The organism is Chromohalobacter moromii, assembly GCF_023091865.1.
Lineage (GTDB): Bacteria > Pseudomonadota > Gammaproteobacteria > Pseudomonadales > Halomonadaceae > Chromohalobacter > Chromohalobacter moromii.
In genome coordinates, this window is record NZ_JAHXDI010000002.1 from 609,207 (window position 1) to 631,660 (window position 22,454).

At 59.9% G+C, this 22,454-nt stretch carries 20 protein-coding genes and 1 tRNA gene; 14 read left to right on the top strand and 7 right to left on the bottom strand.

The genetic code is table 11. The features are described 5' to 3' along the window. Positions 1-27: 27 nt before the first annotated feature. The 3 genes from KZO83_RS09330 (at position 28) to KZO83_RS09340 (ending at position 3,315) form a co-directional block, all read left to right on the top strand. On the top strand, positions 28-981 hold the full coding sequence (locus KZO83_RS09330; RefSeq protein ID WP_040242445.1) for an ABC transporter substrate-binding protein: 954 nt from the start codon (positions 28-30) through the stop codon (positions 979-981). 67 nt (positions 982-1,048) lie between these two features. Then, on the top strand, positions 1,049-2,104 hold the full coding sequence (locus KZO83_RS09335) for a sugar phosphate isomerase/epimerase family protein (RefSeq protein ID WP_247620574.1): 1,056 nt from the start codon (positions 1,049-1,051) through the stop codon (positions 2,102-2,104). A 47-nt stretch (positions 2,105-2,151) separates the two neighbouring features. Beyond that, positions 2,152-3,315 (top strand): Gfo/Idh/MocA family protein, encoded by a 1,164-nt coding sequence (locus KZO83_RS09340; protein WP_247620575.1) that lies wholly within the window; start codon positions 2,152-2,154, stop codon positions 3,313-3,315. Positions 3,316-3,718: 403 nt separating this feature from the next. Here KZO83_RS09340 and KZO83_RS09345 read toward each other — a convergent pair whose 3' ends face one another. Further along, on the bottom strand, positions 3,719-4,273 hold the full coding sequence (locus tag KZO83_RS09345) for a hypothetical protein (protein ID WP_247620576.1): 555 nt from the start codon (positions 4,271-4,273) through the stop codon (positions 3,719-3,721). 1,100 nt (positions 4,274-5,373) lie between these two features. Between KZO83_RS09345 and KZO83_RS09350 the strand changes: the two genes are divergently transcribed. Further along, positions 5,374-5,733 (top strand): hypothetical protein, encoded by a 360-nt coding sequence (locus tag KZO83_RS09350; protein WP_247620577.1) that lies wholly within the window; start codon positions 5,374-5,376, stop codon positions 5,731-5,733. An 89-nt stretch (positions 5,734-5,822) separates the two neighbouring features. Here the strand turns inward: KZO83_RS09350 and KZO83_RS09355 are convergent. Both KZO83_RS09355 and KZO83_RS09360 read right to left on the bottom strand, forming a co-directional pair. Next, positions 5,823-5,899, bottom strand: a tRNA-Arg gene (locus KZO83_RS09355). Between the two features lie 66 nt (positions 5,900-5,965). After that, the gene (locus KZO83_RS09360; protein WP_247620578.1) at positions 5,966-8,434 is read right to left on the bottom strand and encodes a sensor domain-containing protein; all 2,469 of its coding nucleotides are present in this window, start codon (positions 8,432-8,434) and stop codon (positions 5,966-5,968) included. Between the two features lie 259 nt (positions 8,435-8,693). On the opposite strand from KZO83_RS09360, the gene KZO83_RS09365 reads away from it, so the two are divergent. Continuing rightward, a complete protein-coding gene (locus KZO83_RS09365) occupies positions 8,694-9,470 on the top strand; it encodes a methyltransferase domain-containing protein (RefSeq protein WP_247620579.1) in 777 nt (258 codons plus the stop codon). Then, positions 9,467-10,462 (top strand): class I SAM-dependent methyltransferase, encoded by a 996-nt coding sequence (locus KZO83_RS09370; protein ID WP_247620580.1) that lies wholly within the window; start codon positions 9,467-9,469, stop codon positions 10,460-10,462. Before KZO83_RS09365 ends, KZO83_RS09370 begins: the two co-directional genes overlap by 4 nt. Before the next feature lie 20 nt (positions 10,463-10,482). On the opposite strand, the gene greB is transcribed toward KZO83_RS09370, so the two are convergent. After that, positions 10,483-11,022 carry a transcription elongation factor GreB gene (greB, locus tag KZO83_RS09375; RefSeq protein WP_178999655.1) on the bottom strand — a complete coding sequence of 180 codons (540 nt, stop codon included), beginning with the start codon at positions 11,020-11,022 and terminating at the stop codon, positions 10,483-10,485. Positions 11,023-11,219: 197 nt separating this feature from the next. On the opposite strand from greB, the gene KZO83_RS09380 reads away from it, so the two are divergent. From KZO83_RS09380 to KZO83_RS09415, 8 genes are all read left to right on the top strand, one after another. After that, the gene (locus KZO83_RS09380; protein WP_247620581.1) at positions 11,220-11,903 is read left to right on the top strand and encodes a TRAP transporter TatT component family protein; all 684 of its coding nucleotides are present in this window, start codon (positions 11,220-11,222) and stop codon (positions 11,901-11,903) included. A 126-nt stretch (positions 11,904-12,029) separates the two neighbouring features. Further along, on the top strand, positions 12,030-12,659 hold the full coding sequence (locus KZO83_RS09385) for an NUDIX domain-containing protein (protein WP_178999657.1): 630 nt from the start codon (positions 12,030-12,032) through the stop codon (positions 12,657-12,659). A gap of 3 nt (positions 12,660-12,662) precedes the next feature. Next, positions 12,663-13,109 (top strand): DUF1249 domain-containing protein, encoded by a 447-nt coding sequence (locus tag KZO83_RS09390; protein WP_247620582.1) that lies wholly within the window; start codon positions 12,663-12,665, stop codon positions 13,107-13,109. After that, positions 13,109-13,831, top strand: coding sequence for a metallophosphoesterase (locus tag KZO83_RS09395; RefSeq protein ID WP_178999658.1), 723 nt, complete (start codon positions 13,109-13,111; stop codon positions 13,829-13,831). Before KZO83_RS09390 ends, KZO83_RS09395 begins: the two co-directional genes overlap by 1 nt. 174 nt (positions 13,832-14,005) lie before the next feature. Then, on the top strand, positions 14,006-14,923 hold the full coding sequence (cysD, locus tag KZO83_RS09400; RefSeq protein ID WP_040242428.1) for a sulfate adenylyltransferase subunit CysD: 918 nt from the start codon (positions 14,006-14,008) through the stop codon (positions 14,921-14,923). Continuing rightward, complete coding sequence (gene cysN, locus KZO83_RS09405) at positions 14,923-16,350, top strand: sulfate adenylyltransferase subunit CysN (RefSeq protein ID WP_247620583.1); 1,428 nt, start codon at positions 14,923-14,925, stop codon at positions 16,348-16,350. Before cysD ends, cysN begins: the two co-directional genes overlap by 1 nt. A gap of 182 nt (positions 16,351-16,532) precedes the next feature. After that, entirely contained in the window at positions 16,533-17,444 is a 912-nt protein-coding gene (gene epsC, locus KZO83_RS09410) for a serine O-acetyltransferase EpsC (RefSeq protein ID WP_075368983.1), read from the top strand. Between the two features lie 177 nt (positions 17,445-17,621). Next, positions 17,622-19,718, top strand: coding sequence for an LTA synthase family protein (locus KZO83_RS09415; protein ID WP_247620584.1), 2,097 nt, complete (start codon positions 17,622-17,624; stop codon positions 19,716-19,718). Between the two features lie 2 nt (positions 19,719-19,720). Here KZO83_RS09415 and KZO83_RS09420 read toward each other — a convergent pair whose 3' ends face one another. From KZO83_RS09420 to cmoA, 3 genes are all read right to left on the bottom strand, one after another. Then, positions 19,721-20,509, bottom strand: a complete 789-nt coding sequence (locus tag KZO83_RS09420) for an ATP-binding cassette domain-containing protein (protein WP_247620585.1) — start codon at positions 20,507-20,509, stop codon at positions 19,721-19,723. Between the two features lie 142 nt (positions 20,510-20,651). Next, positions 20,652-21,656: a tRNA 5-methoxyuridine(34)/uridine 5-oxyacetic acid(34) synthase CmoB gene (gene cmoB / locus KZO83_RS09425; RefSeq protein ID WP_247620586.1), complete on the bottom strand. Its 1,005-nt coding sequence runs from the start codon at positions 21,654-21,656 to the stop codon at positions 20,652-20,654. Further along, a complete protein-coding gene (gene cmoA, locus KZO83_RS09430; protein WP_247620587.1) occupies positions 21,649-22,392 on the bottom strand; it encodes a carboxy-S-adenosyl-L-methionine synthase CmoA in 744 nt (247 codons plus the stop codon). Before cmoA ends, cmoB begins: the two co-directional genes overlap by 8 nt. Between the last annotated feature and the right edge of the window lie 62 nt (positions 22,393-22,454).

Below are 22,454 nucleotides of genomic sequence, written 5' to 3' on the forward strand. Positions count from 1 at the left end.
ACAACGCAAGCCGAGAGGAGCGTGACCATGCCAACCCTAAAGACAACACTTGCTGCATTTGCCACCGCTGCCGTGCTGGGCGTACCGGCAACCGCGTCGGCGGAGGATTACACCATCGGCGTCTCGATTCCATCTGCCACGCATGGCTGGGCCGGCGGCCTTAACTTCCATGCCGAAGAGGCCAAGAAACGCTTGGAGAAGCTCTACCCTAACGTCTCGATCACTATAGCCACTGCCAGCAACCCCGGGGAACAGGCCAACGATCTTGAGGATCTAGTGTCGCTGCGCCACATCGATGCTCTAGTGGTATTGCCGTTCGAATCCGGGCCGCTGACCGATCCGGTCCGCCGGGTGAAGCAGGAAGGGGTGTTCGTCACCGTGGTCGACCGTGGGCTTACCGAGGATGGCATCCAAGATCTTTACGTTGCGGGCAACAACCAGGAGATGGGGCGCGTCTCGGGAAAGTATATTCGTGAGCGGCTCGAAGACGAAGGCAAGATTGTCGTACTGCGCGGGCTTCCGACGGTGGTCGATGACCAGCGTGTCGAGGGATTCCAGTCCGCACTTGAAGGCTCGAATATCGAGATTCTCGACATGCAACACGCCAATTGGAACCGTGACGATGGCTTCGAAGTAATGCAGGACTTCCTCTCCCGCTTCGATGATATCGATGCTGTGTGGGCCCAGGATGACGATACCGCACTGGGTGTTATCGAGGCCGTCCGGCAGGCCGAGCGTGAAGATGAACTGTTCATCGTCGGCGGGGCCGGCATGAAGGACATCATCAAGCGAGTCATGGAAGGTGATGATCTGGTACCGGTAGATGTGCTTTATCCGCCGGCGATGATCGCAACGGCAATGGACCTGACAGTCCAGCACTTCATGTCCAACGGGCCGGTGCTTGGCGAATATATCCTGGCTTCGCCGCTTATCACCCAGGATAACGCGGAGCAGTATTACCATCCCGACTCCCCCTTCTGACATGCCTCCGCACGGGCCCAAGTGGGCCCGTGCCTTTGCGACACACAGAGAACAAGGAGCGCGCGCCATGAAGACCATCAAGGGACCGGCTATCTTTCTCGCTCAGTTCGCGGGTGACGAGGCCCCTTTCAATCGCCTCGATACCATTGCTGCCTGGGCGGCGGGGCTGGGCTACACAGGCGTACAGATTCCCAGCTGGGATACCCGTCTGATTGACTTGAAGCAAGCGGCAGAAAGCCAGGATTATTGTGATGAACTCAAGGGGATCCTGGCCGATAACGGGGTGGAATTGACCGAGCTCTCGACACACCTACAGGGGCAGCTCGTGGCAGTACACCCCGTTTATGACGAAGTCTTCGATGGCTTCGCAGCCCCCGAGGTGCGGGGCAATCCTTCTGCCCGCCAGGCCTGGGCGGTGGAGCAATTGCACTTGGCGGCCAAGGCTTCCCGAAATCTCGGGCTGACGGATCACGCCACCTTCTCTGGATCATTGGCCTGGCCGTTTCTTTATCCTTGGCCACAGCGGCCTGCCGGCCTGATCGAAACCGCCTTCGATGAATTGGCACGGCGCTGGCGTCCGATTCTGGATGCCTTTGACGAGGCCGGGGTAAACCTTTGTTACGAAATTCACCCAGGCGAAGACCTTCACGATGGCATCACATTCGAGATGTTTCTTGAGCGTGTCGGCCACCATCCTCGCTGCCACATTCTTTATGACCCTAGCCATCTGATCCTGCAGCAGCTCGATTATCTGGGCTTTCTCGATGTCTATCGGGAGCGGATCAAGATGTTTCACGTCAAGGACGCCGAATTCAATCCGAGCCCGAAGCAGGGGATCTATTCCGGCTATCAGTCTTGGACCGAGCGCGCGGGTCGGTTCCGCTCGCTTGGCGACGGCCAGATAGACTTCAAGCGTATCTTCTCGTGGATGGCTGCCCACGACTATGATGGTTGGGCCGTGCTCGAGTGGGAGTGTTGCCTAAAGCACCCGGAAGTTGGGGCGCGGGAGGGGGCCGCTTTTATCCGTGACCACATCATCGAGGTGACCGAGCGGGCCTTCGACGATTTCGCCGATGCTGGCTCCGACCAGGCCGCTAACCGCCGCATACTCGGGCTAGATTGAATCCAGCCGGACATGGCAACGACAGACGGCACGACAAGGAGACGATTATGAGCGACCACAACAGCGCTACGCGTCGGCTACGCCTGGGCATGGTCGGAGGCGGCGACGGGGCCTTCATCGGTGGCGTGCATCGCATCGCGGCCCGGCTCGACGATCAATACCAGCTCGTGGCGGGCGCCTTTGCCTCCAACGCCGAGCGCAGCCAGGCCTCGGCGGCGGCGTTGCACGTATCGCCGGAGCGGGCCTACCCGGACTATCGCACCATGGCCACGGCCGAAAGCCAGCGCGAGGACGGCATCGATGTAGTGGCCATCGTGACACCCAATCATCTCCATTACGATGTGGCGAAAACCTTTCTCGAGGCGGGAATCGACGTTATCTGCGACAAGCCGATGACTACTACCCTGGAAGATGCCCAGGCATTGGCCGAGCTGGTCGAGAGAAGCGGACGCTTTTTCGGCCTGACTCACAACTATTCCGGTTACTCGTTGGTGCGCCAGGCTCGTGAAATGGTGGCGACCGGAGAACTGGGCGATATCCGCGTGGTTCAGGTGGAATACCCCCAGGACTGGCTTTCCACGCCCCTGGAAGAGAGCGGCGTTAAACAGGCCGAGTGGCGTACCGACCCCAAACGCAGTGGGCCGGCCGGCTGTCTGGGCGATATCGGTACCCATGCCTACCATCTAGCCCGCTTCGTCACAGGGCTAGAGCTCGAATCGCTGGCGGCCGATCTTCACGCCTTCGTCGAAGGGCGGGTCCTCGATGACAACGTGCACATGATGATGAGGTTCAAGGGCGGTGCGCGGGGCATGCTGTGGTCGAGCCAAGTGGCTCCAGGCAACGAGAACGGCTTGAAACTTCGTGTCTATGGCAGTCATGGCGGACTCGAATGGCGACAGGAAGAGCCTAACCGACTTATTCATTCGCCTTTGGGCGAGCCTTCACGGATTCTCACGCGCAATGGCCCCGGCCTAGGGGCGGCGGCGCTGGCGGCTGCACGCATTCCGCCGGGGCACCCCGAAGGCTATCTCGAGGCCTTCGCACAGCTCTACAGTGATTTTGCCGAACAGATCCGGGCACGACGCGAAGGGCGCGAAGCTCAGATCTTGGCACAAGGCACGCCCAACGTTACGGATGGAGTCGATGGTCTCAGGTTCATCTCTCTGGCACTGGCATCATCGGAACAGGGAGGCGCCTGGGTCGGGCTCTAAGAGCCTGTTGGGCTTGACGTTGCACGTGTGTAAGTGGGGGGATTGTTGGCTTCCGGTAGAATTCTATGTTTTATATAAGGTTATACTTTATAAAAAAGCCATGGAAGTCGCTTATACCAAGTGATATACCATGAGGCCTTATTAGCTGCTCATTAGGCACCCGAATTATGACAGCGTGAGAGGGCTAGCCGCTTACGGCCAAGAGCGGACATTGAGCCAGAGTAGATATAACGATATGCATCAGCCGCGTGTGTTAGCGCGTCGGCTGCATTCACTTGTTCGGCAGAGCGAGATGCTTGGAACCTAGAAGCACGCGCGAGCGCTTCTGCGTGAAGGCGATGGTGGATCAAGGCAAATAGTGCAGCCTTCCGCACTTAAGGCAGCAACGCGCTTCAAAAGATTGTCAGTTACACTCGGTCGTGCAGGTAAATCCGCTTTTCAAACTAATCTCGCCGCCGCTATTACCATCGCATTGAAAATAGTTTACGATCCGGTCAGTTGCACAAATGGCTACGACTGAGCCAGCTAAGAATGCTGCAATCGCGAAGGGCCCCGGGTCATCGCTCACAAAAATGAATGCGTTTGAGCCTTGAGAATAGTACTGACTGCGAACAAACGTTTGCTCTCCAGCCGCGTAGGTGTGCTCGCCGTAAGTGAATAACTGATCCACGGCTGGAATTTCGGCCACGCCACCAGTGGTATCGACCTTGACCTCATCAACCAAACCATCATCAATGCTTATTACGACCGGCCGCGGACCACCGAACTCATTGCTCCAAATGGTACCGTCGAATTTGTACTGATTTTGCTCTTCAGGTAGCTCTCTCGACTGGATGCTCAATGACGTGATAATGCCCTGCGAGTCAACCCTAACTGAATCCACGAGCGCGAATTCATCTTCCGCAAATGACGAAGCGGAGCACACTGTCAATACTACGGCCGCAATCATTCTTATCATGGTGGCTCTCCTTCAAGAGACTCAATTTTGTAGAATCCCAGTTGCCAGTACCAAGCGCCATACCTCGCTTATCGTGTAAGCTATGAGAACAACCAATCGAAAATAATAGTCCAATCAGCCAAATATTCATCCTCGGACGATCTATAGCACGATCGGAAATGCCACCATTCGTTTGACGTAGATACCAGAAGTCGACAAGATTGCTCGCCTGTCTTTGTATGGCGTAATGCCCTAGTGTGGTGAGCTCCCCCTACTTGATTCTTGTTGGCCGACACCAAAAAATCAAATGTTTCGGAGAAATCCGCAAAGCGCGGTGGTTAACGTGACTGGGTGCCGCCGAACAGATATTAGGTAGCACGCGCCTTTTCACACTTGAACGCGCATGCCGTTCAACAATGTTATGCAGCGAGCTCGACTACCTCTTATCTTATTGAAAAATCCATAAAACAAGTATAGTTTGGCAGCATGCTACGGTTCATCGTGCATGCCGCATATCCCCGATGGACGTGCTGGTAACCTTATGCCGGTATGTCCGCTTTGGATCGGAAACGGTCAGTTTTCTCAAGCAATATTGAGAGTAACACTCTGCCTCACTCCACTTCGCTTCTCTACGAAAAGGCCCTAGCCTTTCATCGTGTAAGCGGTAAAACGCATCATTCCGCATCATTTTTCTGGCCCATGAACCGCTACGCACCTCAGCAACGGCGGGGGCTTGCCACTCTTCACAACGCCCCATCAGCCCGCAGGCGGAGCGTGGAGTCGACAGCGCGCCGTCGCCGAAGGGCGCAACCGGGGTTGTTCGGGCCCCAGGAGAGGCCACAGCCACCCTAATTGATACATTCCAGTAACACTCTGGACTATACAGGCTTAGTCAGGAATCACTAATTCGTCTAGCGGCCTGGGTATGGCTGGGCTTGAACGTTACCTGGACTGATCGACTGATTTTGAGTGGTTAGCTTGATCACTCGGCGGGCGCTTGCCGCTATGCTGGTTGATAGGTATTGCTGCGGGCATAGGGTAGGAATCGAGTGCAGCGAATCGGTTGGTGGTCTAATGCAGGTTCGAGAGGCTTCGTTCTCCTAACAATCAGGGGGTGACACATGAACAATTTTTGGGCGCTGGGCACTGCCATCTTGGCCATGGCGACTCCCTACGTCTCGGCAACTGCCAGCGCCGCTGACTTCGAGTGCAGTCGGGATGGCATCCGGTCATCAATGATTGAGAAGCGGGGCGCTTTTCTTGTGTTTCTAAAGGGGGTCGAGGATCCACAACCGGTTCTCGAAGAGTTTCAGAACGAGTTCAAGGCACTTCAGGAGCGAGATGATTACGAGAGCACCTACGCGGAGCTAGAAAGCCTGGACGAGAATCCCGATCAGCAGCCATCGCCTGAGCTTTGTGAAAGGGTTCAGGAGTCCGGCGAGATCGTTGATAACTTCATCGAGTCCAACTCTGGTCGTTGATTCTTGTCAGAAAGCGCCCGATCCAGATGCTGACGGTTACAGGACGAAGAAGACGAGTAGCTGCGAAGCAGGCACGATCATGAGTGACGTGGCGCCCCCGATAGGGTTCGAACCTATGACCTATCCCTTAGGAGGGGATTGCTCTATCCAGCTGAGCTACGGGGGCGTGGCGGGGTGGGCATTATAAGCGTCCCGGGACGCGGGATAAACCCATGGCACGTTTCGGCGTGCCCTATTGTGCCTGTAACGCCAAGGGATAGAGGGGGAGGGGCGTGCCGGCCAGATAGTGTGCTTCGAGTTCTTCGCTTGGTACGGGATGCCCGATAAGGAAGCCCTGTGCCATGTCGCAGCCCATTTGGCGCAAGACCTCGAGTTGCTCGGCCGTTTCGACGCCCTCGGCGAGTACCATGCGTTGCATGGCATGTGCCATGTCGATGATGCCACCGACGAAACGACGTTGCTGTGGACGTTCGACGAGATGGCGAATGACGGCCTGGTCGATCTTGACGATATCGATGGGAAGCTGGCTGGCGTACGTCAGCGATGAGACGCCAGAGCCGAAGTCATCGAGGGCGATTTGGGCGCCCAGCCGTCGTGCGTGCTGGAGTTGGTTATAGGCCAGGTCGATGTCATGAAACTGGGTAGTTTCCACGACCTCGACATTGAGGAACGGCGAGGCGAGGGCATGGCGCTTGCGTGCTTGTGCCATATCCTCGGCGAGCTGGCCAGACTCGACCTGATCGCGCGTGACGTTGATGCTCACGGTGACTGCCATGTGGCAGGCCTGAAAGCGTTGGGCGGTACGTGCTGCCTGGTGGACGAGCCAGGTGCTATAGGCGCGCTCGAGTGAGGAATGATTGACGACATCGATGAAATGGTGCGGCGCGAGCAGACCCTGCTCGGGGTGATGCCAGCGCACCAGGGCCTCGAAGCTCACGATGCGCTCATCGGTCAGCGACAAGATGGGCTGATAGAACAGCGCCAACTCTTCCTGGTCCAGCGCGTTCTGCAGGCGTGTGTAGAGATCGTAACCATCGCTTGGATGTCGTTGACTCATCGCGACGCGGTTCTTGCCTTGGCTCTTGGCCTCGTACATGGCGCTGTCGGCGGCCGCGATCAATGCGTTCGCTGCGAATTGACTGTCCTCGGTATAGGCGACCCCGACGGAGGCCGAGAGCGTAATGCTATGCTCGTTGCGCAGGCTGATGGGGCTGATCAGGTCGTCGAGGATCTTCAAGGCGACTTTCTCAGCCTTTTCTGCGCTGCGCATGCCTGCCAGGGCAATGACGAACTCGTCGCCTCCCAGCCGCGCCACCAAGTCAGTGCTGCGTGTTTGCTGCTTGAGCCGCTGGGCGATGATCACCAGGGCTTCATCGCCTGCCGCGTGGCCGTATGTATCGTTGATGGGTTTGAAATCGTCGAGATCGATGAATAGCACGGCGATCCCGATCCCGGTGTAGGACAGTCCGGAGAGCAGGTTTTCCAGCGCCCCTCCAAAATGCTCGCGATTGAAGAGGCTGGTGAGCGGATCGTAGATGGCGCGCCGCTCGAGTCGTGCCTGCTTCAGGTGTTTCTGGGTGATGTCGCGAAACACGGCGATGTAGTGCGTGATGGTGCCGTGGATATCGTGGATCGCCGAGATAGTGACGTTTTCGATGAGCTGACCACCGTCCTTGCGAACGTTCCAGATATCGCCCGTCCAGTACCCTTGTTGGTGCACGGTGTCGAACAAGTTGGTATAGAACTGCGCATCATGTTTACCCGAGGACAGTAAGTGAGGCGTGTGTCCCAAGGCTTCCTCCGCACTGTATCCGGTCAACTGCGTGAAGGCGGGATTGACGTCGATGATGCGTTTGTCGGCATCGGTTACGAGGATGCCATCATGGGTGCTGTCGAAAACCGTCTCGGCTAGCGCCATGCGTTCCGTGGCGAGCTTGCGTGCGGTGACATCGGTCAAATAGCCATGCCACAGCGTGCCTCCGTTGGCCAGCCGTGTGGGCATGGCGGCGCATTCCAGCCAGCGCAACCCCCGAGTGGGATGATGATAACGAAAGGCCCTTTGCCATAGTCTTAGCGATGTGGCGGAGCATGAAAGTGCGTCACGCAGCTGCTGTCGATCCTCCGGAGCGATCCGGGACAATAATGTCTCGGCGTCTTGTTGCAGGGCGTCGCGCTCGATGCCGCAATAGTCGCCCAGCCGGGGGCTGATGTAGGAAAAGTGGCCCTGCCCGTTGGGCCATTGCCGATATTGAAACAGCACGCCGGGTGCCTGGGCACTGAGCTGTTCGAGGAGGCGGCCTTGGATGCGCCAGCGGGTGCGAGATCGATGTTGTTCATTGATATCGCGCTGCACGCTGATCAGGTAGCAATGTCCCTCCTGACTGTATAGTGGGGCCAGCATCAGTTCGCTGTCGAAACGGGTGCCATCCTTGCGGCGGTTTTCGAGGGTTAGCGTCAGCGGTGTGTGTTCTTCGATGGCACGGTGCAGGCGATGGTTGGCCTCTGGGTCCGTGTCGCCCGTCTGCAGCAAGCGGCAGGAGCGCCCCAACACTTCCTCGCGATCATAGCCGGTGAGTTGCTCGAAGCCCTTGTTGACGAATATCAGGGGGCTGCCAGGCTGCTCACCATCGGCAATCGTGAGTGCAACGCCTGATACTTCCAGCAATTCGGTCAGTGACGGAGGCAAGGTATGTGGGGCCAAGGTCTCGTGTCCTCTACGACATCCACGCGAAGACGTGGGAATGGCGCTATTTCGCCGGCCACCGGCCGGAGCGCGATCGAGTGGCGTCATGTGTGTTGAATAGACGCCGTGCGCCGTGCGTGAAAGCCCCGTCTGGTCTGGGCTGGAGGCATACGGCCAGCAGCGATAGACTACCCCTTTTTTACATTCCAGTGCCAGGCTTTGAGTGGAAAAGTGTCTTCAATCGCCGACATTTTAGAAAACGCTGGATAGTTAGGGGATGTCATTGGTCACCCACGACCGCATTTTCGACGGCTTGGCCGACAAGTTTGAACGCGGCCTCTACGGCACGCCGCGCGGTGCGATTCGTTTGGCGGTTCTGGAACACGTGTTACCGCGCGAATTGCCCACCGATGGGCGGCCCGTGCTGGATGTGGGCGCCGGCCTGGGCCAGATGAGCATGTGGCTGGCGCAACGTGGCCATGCGGTCACCATGGTCGAGCCCTCGCGGGACATGCGTGAACGTGCCATCGCGGGCATAGGCGATCTGGCCGTCACGCCCGTCGATGCCACCTGGCAGACACTGCCCGAACGCGCGCCGGGGCCGTGGGGGCTGATCGTATGCCACGCGGTTCTGGAGTGGTTGGCAGCGCCCCAGGCGGCCTTCGCACAACTCGCCATGCTGCTGGCGCCGGGTGGCTATCTTTCGTTGATGGTCTTCAACCGCGATGCGTTGCGGTTCTCCAACGTGATCAAGGGCAACTTGGACAAGGTGCTCGATGATCGGCTGGAAGGGCTCGGGAAACGCCAGCGCCTGACGCCGATCTCGCCGCTCACCGATGCCCAAATACGCGCATGGAGTGCGGCGGAAGGCTTGTCGATCGAGTCGGTGACGGGCGTGCGCATCTTCCACGATTACCTAGCGGAGCGCCATCCCGCGCCGGAGCAGCTCGAGAAGATCATCGAACTCGAGCGTCGTTACTGCCAGCAGGAACCGCACTGGCGTCTAGGGCGTTATCTGCATTACACCCTGTACAAACCGGAGACCGTGTCATGAGTGCGGAGACGCCCCCTTGCCAGTTGCTTGCCCGTCAGTCCCATGATTATCGCGATTGGTTATGGGTCGCGCCGCCTCGCGATGCCTGGTTGGAAACGAACGGCGGCAGCGTGTGGAGCGCGGATGCGGCGGTTTGTCAGGCATGGCGGGCGCGTGGAAGCCGCGTTTACGACGGCCTCGCGCCGGTGCTGGAAGCGCCGGTCGCCGGTGCCGTGTTGTTCTGGCCCAAGACGCATGCGCTAGGCGAGTGGTGGTTGCTAGCGCTATGCGCGGTGTTGCCCGAAGGTACGCCGCTGCAGGTCGTCGGCGAGCATCAAGGGGGCGTCAAGCGGGTGCTCAAATCGCTGGCCGCCCTGGGGCTCGGATGCCGCAAGGTGGATAGCGCGCGACGCTGTACGCTGTACGCTACGCGCACGGCGTCGCTGTCCCTGTCGCCAGAGGCTGCTTGGACCACGTTCGAGGCCGCAGGACTCAGCGTGGCGAGTCATCCCGGCGTATTCGGCCATGGCAAGCTCGATGACGGCACGCGCTTGTTGCTCGAGACACTGCCCGGCGCTCTCGGCGATCCGGCGGGGCGTCACCTGCTCGATATGGGATGTGGCGACGGCATTCTCGCTGCCTGGCTCGGCGTACGAGGTGCAAGCGTCTCGGCGGTGGATCTCAACGCCTTCGCGGTGGCTGCGACGCGTCGCACACTCGCCGCCAATCAGGTGGCGGGGGAGGCATGGCAGAGCGATGTCTACAGCGAAGTGTCGGGAAAATTCGATGCCATCGTCAGTAACCCGCCTTTTCATCAGGAGCGTGCCATCGACTACGGCCCGGCGGCGCGCTTGATACGCGAGGCGCCCGGCAAACTGGTTCGGGGGGGCAGCCTGATCCTGGTGGCCAACGCCTTTCTGCCGTACCCCCGCTTGCTGGAAGAAACCTTCGGTGACTTTATGGTGCTCGCCGATGATCGGCGGTTTCGTATATATCGCGCCATCAAGTGCTAGGCACTTTTTCAGAAAAGAACTTAGGCATCGGGATCGGCGTAGGCGATGTCCGTAATCACGTAAGTAGTGTCGCCGGCTGGGGCGTTGACGGTGACGTCTTCGTCGAGCCCTTTGCCCAACAAGGCGCGAGCGAGCGGGGCGTCGACGCTGACCCAATGTTTGTCGGTGTCGGTTTCGTCGTGGCCCACGATGCGGATTGCCAGCTCCTCGCCGTGTTCATCCTCGAGCGTGACATAGGCGCCGAAGTATACCCGTGAAGTGTCGGCGGGTAGGCGGTCGACGACTTGAACCTCATCCAGGCGTTTGCCGAGATAGCGGATACGCGCGAGGACGCGGTTGAGCTCTTTCTTGTTATAGGTGTAGTCGGCGTTCTCGCTGCGGTCCCCCTGGGCGGCGGCTTCGCCGACCTTGGTGGAAAGCGCGGGACGTTTGACGCGGGAAAGATGCTCATGGATGCCCTTGAGCCGGGCATAGCCCTGTGCCGTGATCAGCGGGCTCTTCTTTTCCTGGCGCGGGTCCTTGGCAGGATCGCGCCAGCGGGTCATGTTGCGGCCTTTCATGCCTACCTCCAGAGCGTGGAATGCTTACCCTACGCAAGCCTTGCCGGTACGCCAACCCCGCTACCCGGTGCGGAACCGTCGAGACGGCAACTCGAACTACGACGAATCGACTTAGCGATTAATTCAAACGTTCGTTACATTTTAGGGCGAGTGAACATATCCATCATCGCAATGGTGCAGCATGCCAGGAGGTCGCCATGCAGGTTCGTTATGTTGAAGGAGCACGCCGCCGATGCCGTCTCGTTCCGGCACGTCTTTATGTTGTCTTGTGCGCCGCATTGATCGGTGCGCTCAGTAGCGCTATGGCCTGGGCCGATGATTCGCCGGATGGTGTGTATCCGTTGATGTCGCGTTGGGGAAACGTGGAGTATGGCATGCAGGGCGCGGCACAGGAAAAGGCGCTTGCAAGCCTGGCGGAAGAGGCCGGTGCTCTCGCTGAGTCGCATCCCGACAACGCACATGTATTGACGGCCGAGGGAATTATTCTTGCCTCGTACGCCAAGGCCAAAGGCGGTCTCGGGGCGCTGGATCTGGCGAAGCGTGCCCGCAAGGCGCTGGAACGTGCCATCGAGCTCGACCCGCGCGGCGATAACGGTTCTGCCTATGTGACGCTGGGCGCGCTATACGATCGTGCGCCGGGCTGGCCCGTGTCGTTCGGCGATGACGACAAAGCCGGTGAACTGTTGCGTCGCGCGCTGGAAATTCGTGGCGATGGCATCGACACTCATTACTTCTATGCCACGTATCTCCGTGACGAGGGGCGCCGCGCCGAGGCACGTCGCCACGCGCAGCAGGCCGTCGATGGCCGGGCCCGCAAGGGACGCGATTCTGACGAGGCGTTGCGAGAGAAAGCGCGGCGGCTATTGGACGAATTGTCATAGAAGAGCGCCGGCGCGGTTGGCATTGCCATGCCGCGTCGGGATAATGAGGCGCATTGTGCCCGTGTTCGGGGGCGACGCGCCTTGCACCGTGCCGCCTCGTTCATGGCTTTATTGTCAGGAGGCGTCATGGCTGAACAGGCTCACCCCTACACGCCGCGTTACGCGCATGAGTCGGTTGAGGAGCGCTTCGATGAAACGCTGCAGTCGGGATTCTTCAGTCTCGAGCGGCGTCATTATCGGCATCGTCGTTTTGACGGCGGATGGAGCGAACGTGTCCTCCGTGAAGTCCATGTGCGCCACGACGCGGTCGGCGTGCTGCTTTACGATCCGCAGCGTGATTGCGTGGTGCACGTCGAACAAATACGTGCCGGCGCGTTGGACGATCCGCTAAGTCCCTGGAAGCTGGAGCCCGTGGCGGGATTGGTCGACGCAGGCGAGACCAGTGCCGAGGTCGCCCGCCGTGAATCCATGGAAGAAGCGGGCTGTGAGATCGGCGAGTTGATCGAATTGTATACGTACTATCCGAGCCCCGGCGCGTGCACCGAGCGAGTTACCTTGTTCTGCGGGCTGGTGGATAGCGATGGTTTGGGGGGTGTGCATGGTCTCGAGAGCGAAAACGAAGATATTCAGGTCCACGTACTGAGCTTTGCCAAGACCTGGGCGCTGCTCGAGCAAGGCGTCATCGATAACGCGATGTCCCTGATCGCGTTGAATTGGCTGGTGCGTGAGCGTGCCTCGCTACGGGCAAGGAGGTAGAAAATGGCGAAAGCGGCATATGTTAACGACCTCAAGTCCCTGCAAGGCGAGTGCACGGCCAACTACCTGCGCCTGAGCCGATTGCTCGGCGACATGGGCGCCGGAGAAACACGCGAGGTCGTCCTGGCCGGTGAGCATCGTCGCTTTGGTTCGCTGTGGCTGGAAGTGCTCGAATGCGCGCCTTATACCACTATTTGCCGTGTCTCTCAGAGTGGTGTGCTGGACGGCATCATCGAGTCGCCGCGTATGCGCGTACACCTGTATCACGATGCGCGCATGGCGGAAGTCACCGACTTTCAGCGCCAACGACATTTTCATGGCCGGTATCGCTACCCCAATGCGCGCATGCATCAGCCCGACGAAAAACTCCAGCTCAATCGTTTCTTGGGGGAGTGGCTGGAGCATGGGTTGGCTCACGGGCTGACCGTGGACGTGCCGGAGCTGCCTTGATGCGCCTGATTCAGATCAGCGATTGTCATCTCTGTGCCAATCCCGAGGCGCGCTCACGCATCGGATACCCGCTGCGTCAATTGCGTGCTGTCGTCGCTCAGGCACGGCGGTTGCGCCCAGACATCGTGCTGGTCAGTGGCGATATCGGTCATGACGAATCCCCGGCAGCATACCGTCATGCCTTCGAGGTCTTCACCGAGTTCGAGTGCCCATGGTTCTGGATGACCGGCAATCATGACCATCCCGAGTTCATGGAAGAGCTACATCCCTTCCACGATGAACTCGACCTCGGCGAGTGGCGTCTATTGCTGCTGGACTCCCGCATACCCGGTCAAGCGGGCGGAGAGCTGGGCCAAGCCGCCTTGCAGGACCTTGCCATGCGTCTCGAGGAAGACGACCGTCCCACGTTGTTGGCCATGCACCACCCGCCGCTTAAAATCGGCTCGGCGTGGATGGATGCACTGGGCTTGGCGGACCGCGAGGCGCTATGGCAGACGCTGGCCGCTTACGGCCAGGTACGGGCGGTGCTGTGTGGGCACATCCATCAGGCGTTTGCGAAGCGCCATGGCGACATTGCCGTGTACGGCTGTCCCGCCACCGCCGATCAGTTTCTTCCCCGGCGAGATGAGTTCACGCTCGATGAAGCGTCTCGCCCCGGTTTTCGCATCATCGACCTGGAAGGACAGCGTTTGTCGACCTGGGTGGAGCGCGTCGATCCTTGAGGGTGGGCGCGTTGCATTCATGCCTTTTATTCTTTTGCGTGCTTAAAAGATAGTCCTTAATTCTTTGACGTTATCATGTGTCTCTAGGTACCGTGAGCGCCATGACGCGTAGAGCGGCGGGCCACGAGCTTCCAGCTTGTCTCAACGACTGTTCCTAAAAACCAAGGTTTTCAGATGTCTGAAATCTCACCCGAACGCCAAACTCACCTGAAGCAGCTTGAAGCGGAGTCGATCCATATCATCCGCGAGGTAGCCGCTGAATTCGCCAACCCGGTGATGCTGTACTCCATCGGCAAGGATTCGTCGGTGATGCTGCACCTGGCGCGCAAGGCGTTTTATCCCGGCACGCCGCCGTTCCCGTTGATGCATGTCAACACCACCTGGAAGTTCCGCGAGATGATCGAGTTTCGCGACCGCATGGCGGACGAGGTGGGCATGGAATTGATCGAGCATATCAATCAGGAAGGCGTCGAGGCGGGCATCAATCCGTTCGATCACGGCAGTGCCAAGCATACTGACATCATGAAAACCCAGGCGCTCAAGCAGGCCTTGGACAAGCACGGCTTCGATGCGGCCTTCGGCGGCGCGCGCCGCGACGAGGAAGCCTCGCGTGCCAAGGAACGTGTCTACTCCTTCCGCGACAAGCATCACCGCTGGGACCCCAAGAACCAGCGTCCGGAGCTGTGGAGCATCTACAACGGCAAGATCAACAAGGGCGAGTCGATCCGCGTCTTCCCGCTCTCCAACTGGACCGAGCTGGATATCTGGCAGTACATCTACCTCGAATCGATCCCCATCGTCCCGTTGTATTACGCCGCCCCGCGCCCGGTGGTCGAGCGCGACGGCACGTGGATCATGGTCGACGATGACCGCATGCCGCTGGAAGAAGGCGAAGTCCCCGAAGAGAAGTGGGTACGTTTCCGTACGCTGGGCTGCTACCCGCTGACCGGTGCGGTGGAATCGAAAGCCGACACGCTGCCCGAGATCATCCAGGAAATGCTGCTGACCAAGACCAGCGAGCGCTCCGGCCGTACTATCGACCGCGACCAGGCAGGGTCCATGGAGCGTAAAAAACGCGAAGGGTACTTTTAATGTCACACCAGTCATCGCTGATCGCCGACGATATCGAGTCCTACCTGCATGAGCATGAAAACAAGGATCTCTTGCGTTTCATTACCTGCGGGAGCGTCGATGACGGCAAGTCGACCCTGATCGGGCGCTTGCTGCACGATTCCAAGATGATCTACGAGGATCAGCTCGCGGCGATCACGCAGGCCTCCAAGACCAGCGGCACCACCGGCGATAAGGTCGATCTGGCGCTGTTGGTCGACGGCTTGCAGTCCGAGCGTGAGCAGGGCATCACCATCGATGTCGCCTATCGGTACTTCTCCACCGACAAGCGCAAGTTCATCATCGCCGACACCCCCGGGCACGAGCAGTACACCCGCAACATGGCGACCGGCGCCTCCACGGCCAGCCTCGCGGTGATCCTGATCGACGCCCGCCATGGCGTGCAGACCCAGACCCGGCGGCACAGCTTCATCGCCGACCTGCTGGGCATCCAGCACCTGGTGATCGCGGTCAACAAGATGGACCTGGTCGATTATTCCCAGGCACGCTTCGACGAGATCGTCGCCGAGTACCGCGAGTTCGCTGCCAAGCTCAACGCGCCGGACATTCACTTCGTACCGCTGTCCGCGCTGGAAGGCGACAACGTCGTCAACAAGAGCGAGGCCATGAGCTGGTACGAGGGCCCGGCGCTGCTCAATCTGCTGGAGACCGTCGAGGTCACGCACGACCGGAACCTGACGGACCTGCGGCTGCCGGTACAGTACGTCAACCGCCCGCACCTCGACTTCCGCGGCTACTGCGGCACGCTCGAGGCCGGCATCCTGCGGCCCGGCCAGCGCGTCAAGGTGCTGCCCTCTGGCAAGTCCTCCACGGTGGCGCGCATCGTCACCTTCGACGGCGATCTCGAGGTGGCGTATCCGGGGCAGGCGATCACCGTCACGCTCGACGACGAGATCGACATCTCGCGGGGTGACTGGCTGGTCGCCGCCGATGCCGAAGTGCCGCTGGCCGACGCCTTCGAGGCGGACATCGTGTGGATGAACGACACCGCTCTCGAGACCGGTCGGCTTTATGACCTCAAGCTCGCCACCCGGGATCTCGCCGGCAAGGTGAGTCAGATCGACTACCAGATCGACGTCAACACGCTCGAGCATCACGCTGCCGAGACCCTGGGGCTCAATGCCATTGGCCGCTGCCGCATCGAAGTGGCCGGCACGCTGCCGGTGGACGATTACCGCGTGAGTCCCGGCACCGGCAGCTTCATCGTCATCGACCGGCTGACCAACGTCACCGTGGGTGCAGGGATGGTACGTGGCGCGGCCAAGAGCGCCGGTACGAGCAACGGTGAGGTGGATTGGCAGGCCTTCGAGATAGAACTCAATGCGTTGGTTCGTAAGCATTTCCCGCATTGGGAGGCGAAAGACGTCCGCTCGCTGATGGGACGCTGAGCCGCGGCTGCCTAGTGTCTTGCATGCCCTTTCCCGCCTGCGGGGAAGGGCATTTTGCATTGGGTGCTGCGGTAAGCGCTGTGGCAAGCTCTACGCGAAGAAAGTGCATGGGATCGAGGTCGCACTCGATCATGAGGCGGCTTATCATGAGGCACTCGCATTCATTGAGGACACGGTGAGGTATGCATAACGTCGATTGGCAGCTTGAGGAAATCGTGACGCAGTTGAGAGCTACTCGTGAAACCTGGCGCGAGCGTCATGGGCGCTCGCGCGAGCGTGGCTGTCGTGAACTGCCGTCGCGGAGTGCCATTCGTGTCATTACCGACGACTTGATCGGGGCGTTGTTTCCGATGCGTCTCGGCCCTAGTGATCTGCGTCGCGAGAGCGAGGACTTCTACGTCGGCCACACGCTGGATGCCACCCTCAATGCGCTATGCCACGAAGTGTGCCTGGAGCTGAAGTACATCGCCCGGCAACTAGGGCACGATGCCGGTGATACCCAGGCGCGTGCGGTGGAGATCGTGCAGGGGTTCGCGGCCGACTTGCCCGAGCTTCGCCGCCGCCTCGATGCCGATGTGATGGCGGCCTACCATGGCGATCCGGCGGCGCGCAGCGTCGACGAGGTGTTGTTGTGCTATCCGGGGGTGCATGCGGTCATCCATCACCGTATCGCCAGCTATTTTTACCAGGAGGATCTTTCGTTGCTGGCGCGGATGATCGCGGAAATCGCGCATTCGGATACGGGCATCGACATCCATCCGGGAGCCACTATCGGCGAGGGTTTCTTCATCGACCATGGCACTGGCGTGGTCATCGGTGAAACCGCGATCATTGGCAATAACGTGCGTCTCTATCAGGCCGTGACGCTGGGGGCCAAGCGCTTTCCATCGGATGAGCGCGGCCATCTGGAAAAAGGCCTGCCGCGCCACCCCATCGTCGAGGACGATGTGGTCGTCTACGCCGGGGCGACCATCTTGGGGCGTATCACCATCGGCAAGGGCTCGATCATTGGGGGCAACGTGTGGCTCACGCGTAGTGTGGAGCCGGGCAGCAACGTGACTCAGGCCAACCTGCAAAGCGGGCCGTGTCCGTAAGACTAAGAGAGCCAGTCTATATTGCGACGCGCGGTTTCGGCCGCGCGTCGTCGTTTGTGAAAGCGCCTCTTTTCCCGCTGATACCTCTTACCTTTTATTTCTAATTAGCCCGCTAACGTGTCGTCAGCGGCGTCCAAGGCCGGTATAGTGTGCGCGCTTATCAGGCTTGGATGACATATGTATAAAGATTCCGTGACCGTTTCGCGTTGGCAGCACTGGCGCGAAATGAACCGTCAACTGTGGCGGCTGGGGCTCATTGGGGTAGTGACCCTGACCTTGATGCGTGTCTTGCTGTGGCAACTGAATGCGCCGTCTTCGCTCGATGTCCCGGCCGGGGAGTTGCTGCAAGCCTTCTGGATGGGGCTACGTTTCGACGCCAAGATCATGGCGATTCTCCTGGGGCCATGGCTGGTGGTGGCGACGGCATTGCTCCCCCTCCCGCGCGTCTTCTTGGCTGGCTGGCGTCGCCTATGGCCAGTCTGGGCCATTGCCATCATGGTGTTGATCAATCTCTTGGCGTTGATCAATCATTTCTTCTTCACCTTTTATCAGGGCCCGATCAACTCGCTGATATTCGGGTTGTTCGAAGACGATACCCAGGCGGTACTGGAAACGATCTGGAGTGATTATCCCTTTTTCTCCTTGCTGATTGCCTTGACCGGCATGACGGGAATCCAAGTCGCCTTGATGCGGCACGGCCACCGACAAGAACGGCGTCGGCTAGGCTGGCGTCGGGCCACCTTGTTGGTGGTCGTTTCCTGGGTGGCGTTGATTGGGTTGGGGCGTGGCACTCTGGGGACCTTTCCCTTGCGCGAGATGCACATGGCGGTGTCGTCGAGTGCCTTTGTCAACGATTTGGTGCCCAGTGGACCGCAGGCGCTTTATCTCGCCTGGAAGGAGCGTCAGGTCAATCAGATTGGCGACGATCCTCAGTCGGGCTTGGCGCGTTATGGATTCAGCTCGCCCATGGCGGCGGCAGAAGTGCTCGGTTGGTCGCAGGCCGATACTCCGCAGGCGGTTTTCGACCACATGACCGAGACGACTCCCGCGCGATCCGCTGAAAAAGATAAACCGCCGCATGTCGTGTTCAGTTTGATGGAGAGCTGGGGGCGTCACCCGCTGGATTTCGACGACGCCGAAGACAACGATCTGCTGGGCCACTTGCGTCCCTGGATGCAGGAAAAGGCAGATTATTTCCCGCATGCACTATCGGCCGAGAACGGCACGCATCCCTCCCTGGAGGGGCTACTGTTCGACACGCCGATCAGCCCGTTGACGCAAAGTCGTTATGGCTATCGTCAGTATTCGACGTCGACGGTGTTGCCTTATGAGCGCGCGGGTTATCACACTGTCTTTTTGACCTCGGGCTCGGCGCAGTGGCGTAATCTCGATGGTGCACTCAAGCGCCAAGGCTTCGACGAGGTGCTGGGAGAGAGCGCGATACGCGAGCGCTTCCCTGATGCCGAGGGTAGCACCTGGGGACTCTTCGATGAGTGGATGTTCCGTTATGGCGAAGAGCTTCTGAAAGAGGCCGAGGCCAACGACGAGAAGCTGATGCTGGTGATGCTCTCGATCACCAATCATCCGCCGTACAAGATTCCGGAAGACTACGAACCCGCACCCTTGGATGTCTCGCGGCTGGGCGATGAGCTGGCCGTCTCGCCCGAGTTTGGTACCTCGATCCTCGAGACCTATCAGTATGCCAATGACAGCATGGGGCGGTTTCTCGACCGTCTCGACGCGGATGGATTGATGGATCATACGCTGTTCGCGGCGACCGGCGATCACAATACCCGCTCCCTCATGCAGTACCCCGACGCGCATGATTTGTTCGATCAATTCGGTGTGCCGGTGCTGATGTGGGTGCCTCCGGCCTATCGGGGTGATGGCGAGGCGCAGGTCGAGGACTGGACCAGCCATCGGGATATTTTCCCGACACTCTGGGCGCATTCGCTTTCCGACGTGCAGGTGCCGTGGATGGGGCGCGATCTGTATACGCCGCAAGCATCGCCGATGGCACTGACATTCAACCATCAGGATGGCGGGCAGGGTGTCATGGTCAGCGAGGCGGGTGCGGTGACGAGTCTCACCGATCCTACCTACTATCGTTGGTCGAACGACTCACCTGACTTGGAGGATCGCGCGTTGGCGGCCACGGCGTCGCCATCACGCGCCTTGGAGGATCAGGCGCAGCGTGCCCAGGCGCGCATGGCACTGGAAGACTGGCGCATTCGGCGTGAGGCCTTGCAGGCCGACACGCCCGAGACCGATTGACGTCAAGGCGTGGCGTCCGGCGCCTTCGACAGAGGTGTCTCCGCCGTCGGCGGGGTCACCTGAACCCTGAGTACATGGCGTACCGCCGACGTCACGTTGGTGCAGCGTGCATCGGCGTTCATCCACCACACGCGATCACAGCATGCGAGACTCGCGTCGCACTGGCTGACCACCGGGACGATGCACAAACGGTGGCGCCGTGAGGCGGCGCCTAGATCGGCTAAGAGGCGCTGCTCTTCCATCGGTGCCAGAGGCTCGAGGTCTAGGAGCAGAATGCCGTTGTCGCGCCGCTGTCGGAGTGGGCAATGGGGCGCCGCCGCGACTTGGCACAGCGAACGCGCGATCATCGTGCGTTGAGCATTCGCTGGGTCGAGTTCTCCCAGGCGTTGATCGCCCAGAGCCTGTAGATCGAGCGCTTTGAGTGCCGTTTCAACCGCAAGCGGAAGGCAGGGCGGCGAACTGGCACCGTGCTGGGTGACGCGTGAGCAACTCTCCAGCAGTCCCAGTCCGACCAGGTCTCGCACGCGCCAATCGGCCAGGCTTTGCGGTGGTGCGACGACATGCGCGATGCGTTGGGCGCGGTAGGTGCTAGGCCAGCAGTGCAGGGGTTGTCCGTCGAGGCAGATGCTACCGCGCGTGGGTCGGTAGAGACCGGCGAGCAAGCCGATCAGGGTACTCTTGCCGGCGCCATTTGGCCCGCAGATGCCGAGTAGTTCGCCCGGTACCAGGCGATCGGTGAAGGGCATCAGACGCGGCGTTCCCTCGAGGGCCGTATTGAAGAGCGACAGCATGATAGGCCTCCTACGACATCGATAATGATAAACATTATCGTTCGCATGTCGAGAGAGAGCAAGTCAAATACGCGCCAGTCGAATGCAAACGGCAGTCGAATGCAAACGTCAGACGAATATAAGCGTTAGTCGAATATAAGCGTCACTCCGGCTTGCGTGCTACCAGCACGGCACGCCGTGGCGCCGGATAGCCTTCAAGGGTTAGCGTGGGATCCTCGGGATCGAGAAAGTCGGCCAACGACTGGAATCTCATCCACGCGGTGCTGCGCTGTTCTTCCAGCGATGTCGGGGCTTCGTCGACGACTCTCACGTCCTCGAAACCGCAGCGCACGAGCCAGTGCGATAGTGCCGCCGAAGAAGGCAAGAAGTATACGTTGGGCATGGCCGCATAGCGCTCACCGGGCATGAAAACCGTGTTCGCGTCACCTTCGACGACCAGGGTCTCGAGGACGAGTTCGCCGCCGGGGCACAGCGTATCGCGCAGTTGCGCTAGATGCTCGAGTGGGGAGGAGCGGTGGTAGAGCACGCCCATCGAGAAGGTGGTGTCGAACGCTTCGAGTTGCGGGGGGACGTCCTCGATACCGACCGGCAGGAAATGCGTACGCCATGCGTCGGCATCGCCGACGAAATGACGTATGGCCTGAAATTGGTAATAGAAGCGTGGCGACGGGTCGATGACTAGCACAAACGCCGCGCCTGCGCCGGCCATGCGCCAAGCGTGGTAGCCGTTGCCGCCGCCGACATCCAGCACGCGGCGTCCCTCGAGCGGGGATAGATGCGGTGCGACGCGCTGCCATTTCCAATCCGAACGCCATTCGGTGTCGATGTGGATTCCGCCCAACACATAGGGCCCTTTGCGCCAGGGCATCAACTTGCGCAGCAGGTTCTCGCACTGGCGTTGGCGGCTGTCGTCGAGCGCGACATCGACCCGCACGCTGTCCTGGTCGAGAGTGACATCACGCGACTCGGGCAATGCCGGGAGTTTGGCGACGGCCTTCTCCCAGGCGGGTAGATCGCCGAAGCGTCGACGGTCAAGACCGTTGGCGAGTTGCGCCGGCAGCTGTGCGACCCATTCGGTCAGTCCGTGATCGAGGAAGGCATCGAAGAGCGCACGTTGGGGGCGGTCGAGCGAGAAGCGATCAGGCATCCTTGAAGGCCACCATCGAGGCGAAATTGAGATACTGAAACCAGGTGCTGACGCGCGTAAAACCGGTGGTACGCAGTCGGTCGTGATGTGTCTCGAGGGTATCCGGGACCAGCACGTTTTCCAGCGCGGTGCGCTTCTGGCTGATTTCCATGTCGCTGTAGCCGTTGGCGCGCTTGAAATCGTGGTAGCGTTCCACCAGCCAGGCATTTTCCTGCTCGTCGGGTAACACGATCTTCTCCGAGAGCACCAGCACGCCGCCGGGTTCCAGAGCGTTGTACAGGTGTTCGATGACCGCGCGGCGGTCCTCGGGCGGCAAGAATTGTAACGTGAAGTTGAGCACGATCATGCCGGCGGGTCGGTAATCGACGTGGCGGATATCGCCCTCGACGATATCGATGCGATGATCGGGACATTCTTCGCCGAGCGTTTCACGCGCACGGGCGACCATCGTCGGTGACAGGTCGACCCCGGTCAGCGTGAAGGCGTCGGGCGGCAAGCGCCCGGCGAGCGCGAGGGTTACGGCCCCCAGCGAGCAGCCCAGGTCATAGACATGCGCGCCGAAGCGCAGGTGGCGTTCGGCGATCAAGCCCAGCATGCCAAGTATCTGGCCATAGCCGGGTACCGAGCGACGAATCATGTCGGGAAAGCAGGCGACGACCTGTTCGTCGAAGGAAAAGTTGGCCACCCGGTCGAGGGGTGTCGAAAAGATCGCGTCACGGTAAGATGCGTCACTCATGAGGCACTCATCGAGTCGAGGCGTGGCGGGGCCACAGGGAATGGCGCATTGTACGCGCCGCG